Annotated in this window: 7 protein-coding genes; all 7 read left to right on the plus strand. The window is 56.5% G+C overall.

Going from position 1 to position 3,877, the window contains the following annotated elements; genetic code table 11:
- Positions 1-57: 57 nt before the first annotated feature.
- Positions 58-1,044 carry a glucose-1-phosphate thymidylyltransferase gene (locus tag ACUVTA_RS08795; protein ID WP_445952568.1) on the plus strand — a complete coding sequence of 329 codons (987 nt, stop codon included), beginning with the start codon at positions 58-60 and terminating at the stop codon, positions 1,042-1,044.
- Between the two features lie 84 nt (positions 1,045-1,128).
- Positions 1,129-1,365, plus strand: a complete 237-nt coding sequence (locus ACUVTA_RS08800; protein WP_445952569.1) for a CopG family ribbon-helix-helix protein — start codon at positions 1,129-1,131, stop codon at positions 1,363-1,365.
- Positions 1,362-1,787: a putative toxin-antitoxin system toxin component, PIN family gene (locus ACUVTA_RS08805; RefSeq protein WP_445952570.1), complete on the plus strand. Its 426-nt coding sequence runs from the start codon at positions 1,362-1,364 to the stop codon at positions 1,785-1,787. Before ACUVTA_RS08800 ends, ACUVTA_RS08805 begins: the two co-directional genes overlap by 4 nt.
- Positions 1,788-1,841: 54 nt before the next feature.
- On the plus strand, positions 1,842-2,303 hold the full coding sequence (locus tag ACUVTA_RS08810; protein WP_445952571.1) for a dTDP-4-dehydrorhamnose 3,5-epimerase family protein: 462 nt from the start codon (positions 1,842-1,844) through the stop codon (positions 2,301-2,303).
- Positions 2,304-2,328: 25 nt separating this feature from the next.
- Positions 2,329-2,721 (plus strand): GDP-mannose 4,6-dehydratase, encoded by a 393-nt coding sequence (locus ACUVTA_RS08815; protein ID WP_445952572.1) that lies wholly within the window; start codon positions 2,329-2,331, stop codon positions 2,719-2,721.
- Positions 2,705-3,349 (plus strand): dTDP-glucose 4,6-dehydratase, encoded by a 645-nt coding sequence (locus ACUVTA_RS08820; RefSeq protein WP_445952573.1) that lies wholly within the window; start codon positions 2,705-2,707, stop codon positions 3,347-3,349. The genes ACUVTA_RS08815 and ACUVTA_RS08820 overlap by 17 nt, the downstream gene beginning before the upstream one ends.
- A complete protein-coding gene (locus ACUVTA_RS08825) occupies positions 3,339-3,734 on the plus strand; it encodes a cation transporter (RefSeq protein ID WP_445952574.1) in 396 nt (131 codons plus the stop codon). The genes ACUVTA_RS08820 and ACUVTA_RS08825 overlap by 11 nt, the downstream gene beginning before the upstream one ends.
- Positions 3,735-3,877 lie beyond the last annotated feature (143 nt).

The following is a 3,877-nucleotide window of genomic DNA, read 5'->3' on the forward strand; positions in this document are numbered from 1 at the left end:
ATACAATTCGAGAAAAACCCTATCATTTACGGTCAACGAAAGTGAGACCTAACACCGGTGGCCAACCGGCCAATCTTGCACTACGTGGTGCAGCAGGTTTTAGAAGCAGGGATCGAGGAGATCGGCGTCGTCATCTCTCCCGAGACAGGAGCGAATGTGCAGGCCGCCATCGAGAGCGCCTTTCGCGGGCAGGCGGCCTTTACTTTTATCGTCCAGGACCAGCCGGCTGGCCTGGCGCACGCGGTGAAGGTGGCGCGCCCCTTCCTAGGCGCATCCCCTTTTCTGATGTTTCTGGGCGACAACTTGATCCAGGGCGGTGTCCGGCAATTAGTTGACAGCTTGATGAGCAGCGGGGCAGCTGCGGTCATCTTGCTCAAAGAGGTTCCCGATCCCCGCGCTTTCGGAGTGGCGGTACTAGACGGGCAGGGCCGCGTAACCAAACTTGTAGAAAAGCCCAAGGAACCGCCGAGCAATCTGGCACTGGTGGGCGTTTATGCCTTCGCGCCGGTAATCCACGAAACGATCGACCGGATCAAACCTTCTTGGCGCGGGGAATTGGAGATAACCGACGCCATCCAGGAACTTCTCCATCTGGGCCACCGCGTTGAGTTCCGCATTTTAGAAGGCTGGTGGCTGGACACCGGGAAGAAGGACGACATCATCGAGGCGAACCGGGTGGTACTCGACGCGTTCACGGAGCGGCGCCTTGAAGGTGAAGTAGATGGGGAAAGCGCCATCGTGGGCCGGGTATCGCTTGCGCCGGGCAGCTGGGTGGTGCGGAGCATAATCCGCGGCCCGGTGGTAATCGGCGCGAATACGGTCGTTGAAGATTCGTTCGTCGGGCCGTTTACCGCAATCGGGAATAACGTGGTGCTCCGCGGCGTGAACATCGAACACTCGGTGGTGCTCGACGGCTGCACCTTAGAAGAGGTCGGGCCGGTGGAAGACAGTCTCATCGGGTATAAGGCCCGCATCCGGCGCACCGGCGGTTCGCGCCGCGCCTTGCGCTTTTTCATCGGGGACGAGTGCGAGATAATCGTTTAACGATTCGCTGGACGGAGAAGGTTGACAATTCCCGCGAAACAAGTTAGTATTAATTTGTAATACTAACTTGAAGGGTTGGAATAAATGCGAAGGACAAAAGTTTGGGCGCTTTCTTTACCCCCCGCGCTGGCTGAAAAGGCAGAAGAACTGGCGCGAAAAGAACACCGCAGCAGGAGCGAACTAGTTAGGGAGGCTTTGCGGCAGTACATTGCTTCCCGCGAGTGGGAGACACTGCAACTTGTAGCCGCGCGCCGCGCTCGAGAACTCGGCATCAGCAGTGAAGACGCAGTGGAAGAGCTAATAGATGATCTCAGGCAATGATGCGGGTTGTTCTTGATACTAACGTGCTTGTTTCCGCGATAATTTTCCCCAGCAGTATTCCGGCGGAAATCTTCAAAGCCGCAACCAAAAGGCGCTTCCAGTTTTATACTTCTCCCTTTATCCTCCACGAATTCCGGCGGCTATTGGAAGAAAAGTTCGGGCTAAGCCCCGAAGAAGCAGATGCGGCAGCGGGAATAGTGGGAGCCATCGCAGAGGTGGTAGAACCCAGGCAAACCTTGACCGTTATTACGTCGAAAGACGATGATAACCGTATTTTGGAATGTGCAGTAGCAGCACAGGCAGAGTTCTTGGTAACCGGTGATAAGAAGCATATTCGTAAGTTGGATATCTACGAAGGGATCAAGATCGTTCTTCCGGCTGAGTTTTACAGGGTTCTCCAGGAGAGAAAATTGCTACCATAAAATATTTAGGTGGAACCATTACTGCAAGAAATAACCTGGTATGGAGGTATGATAATGGAACTAATTCACGATGTCCAGGTGAAAAAGCTGCGGCTGATCCCCGATGACCGGGGCTTTTTGATGGAGCTGCTGCGGCGGGACTGGCCGGAGTTTGCGAAATTCGGGCAGGCTTACGTTACGGCCTGCTATCCCGGGGTGGTAAAGGCCTGGCACTACCACAAGCTCCAGTGGGACCATTTCGCCTGCGTGTGGGGGATGGCCAAGGTAGCGCTTTACGACCCGCGGGAAGATAGCCCCACCAAAGGGATGGTCAATGTCTTCCATATCGGTCTCCTAAACCCCATGCTCATCAAGATTCCCCCGCTAGTCTACCATGGCTTTACAGCGGAGGGCGGCCAGCTCGCGCTCATCGTGAACTTTCCCACGGAGCTGTACAACTACGCGCAGCCAGACGAGTACCGCATTCCCTACAACGACCCCTCTATCCCATTTAGCTGGGAAGTAAAAAGCGGGTAAAGGTGTTTTTAAAGGAGTGGGAACGATGCGCTTGCTCGTCACCGGCGGGGCCGGTTTCATTGGTTCAAACTTCATCCGCTACATCCTGACCCGTTATCCCGATTGGGAAATCGTGAATCTCGATAAGCTCACCTACGCCGGGAACTTAGCAAACTTGCGGGATGTCGCGGACAAATTTCCGGGTTACCGCTTCGTGAAGGGTGATATCGCTGACCCAAACGTGGTCGAAGGAATCCTGACTTCCGGTATTGAGGCGGTAGTAAATTTCGCCGCGGAAACGCACGTTGACCGCAGTATCACCGACGCGGCACCCTTCATCCGCACAAACGTCGAAGGTACACGCGTGCTTCTCGATGCCGCCCGGAAGTACAAGGTGCCGCGGTTCATCCAGATTTCCACCGATGAGGTGTACGGCTGATGAGGTGTACAGCTCGCTCGAACCAGGCGATCCTCCTTTCACCGAAGAATCTCCTTTAGCGCCAAATAGCCCTTATGCCGCCAGTAAGGCAGGAGCCGATCTTCTCTGCCGGGCCTACCACCGCACTTACGGACTGCCGGTAACCATCACCCGCTGCTCCAACAACTTTGGCCCTTATCAGTTCCCCGAAAAGCTTATTCCCTTGACCATCACTAACGCCCTCGAAAACAAACCAATACCCGTTTACGGCGACGGGCAAAATATTCGCGACTGGCTTTATGTAGAGGACCACTGCCGGGCCCTGGAACTCGTGTTGCTTAGCGGCCAGCCCGGAGAGGTCTACAACATCGGCGGCGGCCAGGAGGTGCGAAATATCGAGCTGGTACGGCTACTTTTGCGGCTCTTAGATAAAGACGAGAAGCTCATCACCTTCGTCGCCGATCGCCCGGGGCACGACCGGCGGTACGCGCTAAGCGCGGCGAAGATCGCGCGGGAGCTCGGCTGGCAGAAGGAGCACGCTTTTGAAGAGGCGCTGCGCCGGACAGTCCAGTGGTACGTAGAAAATCCCAGCTGGTGGCAGCCGCTGAAAGAACGCACCAGAAGCCAGGGGTACCGGAATGGCGGATAAGACGTACGTCCTTCAAGTTTCCGGCATGGCCTGCGCTGCTTGCGGCGCACGGCTCGAAGCGGGCCTCAAGGAACTGGCCGGGGTCAAGGAGGCAGCGGCTAATGTCGCCACCGGCAGGGTGCGGGTTGTTGCAGCCGCTGACCTCCCGCTTCCCAAGGTGATAGAAAAGATTGAAGCGCTCGGCTTCGCCGTCCGGCAGGAAGAATTGCGGCTGGCGGTGGAAGGAATGCACTGCGTCGGCTGCGCCGCGCGGCTGGAGCGGCGACTCCAGGAGATTCCCGGCGTTGTAACGGCGGCGGTCAATTTTGCTACTGGAAGCGCCACCGTTGTCTATCTCCCGGAGGTAACGTCGCCGGGGCAGTGGCGGAACTCGGTTTTAAAGTAAAAGAACCGCTTGTACCGGCCCCCGAAAGAAACCAGGCGCGAAACGAGCAGCCCTTTCCTTATCCGCTATTTTTCGCCGCCCTTTTCACTCTCCCGCTGCTTTGGATGATGCTGGCTGAGCTTTTTAACCTCCCGTCTCCGGCT

The sequence above is a fragment of the Thermodesulfitimonas sp. genome (assembly GCF_052743955.1).

Excerpts from the sequence above, each read along its gene's own strand:
- ACUVTA_RS08815 (WP_445952572.1), top strand. The coding sequence starts at position 2,329 with ATGCGCTTGCTCGTCACCGGCGGGGCCGGTTTCATTGGTTCAAACTTC.
- ACUVTA_RS08820 (WP_445952573.1), top strand. The coding sequence starts at position 2,705 with ATGAGGTGTACGGCTGATGAGGTGTACAGCTCGCTCGAACCAGGCGAT.
- ACUVTA_RS08805 (WP_445952570.1), top strand. The coding sequence starts at position 1,362 with ATGATGCGGGTTGTTCTTGATACTAACGTGCTTGTTTCCGCGATAATT.
- ACUVTA_RS08810 (WP_445952571.1), top strand. The coding sequence starts at position 1,842 with ATGGAACTAATTCACGATGTCCAGGTGAAAAAGCTGCGGCTGATCCCC.
- ACUVTA_RS08800 (WP_445952569.1), top strand. The coding sequence starts at position 1,129 with ATGCGAAGGACAAAAGTTTGGGCGCTTTCTTTACCCCCCGCGCTGGCT.
- ACUVTA_RS08825 (WP_445952574.1), top strand. The coding sequence starts at position 3,339 with ATGGCGGATAAGACGTACGTCCTTCAAGTTTCCGGCATGGCCTGCGCT.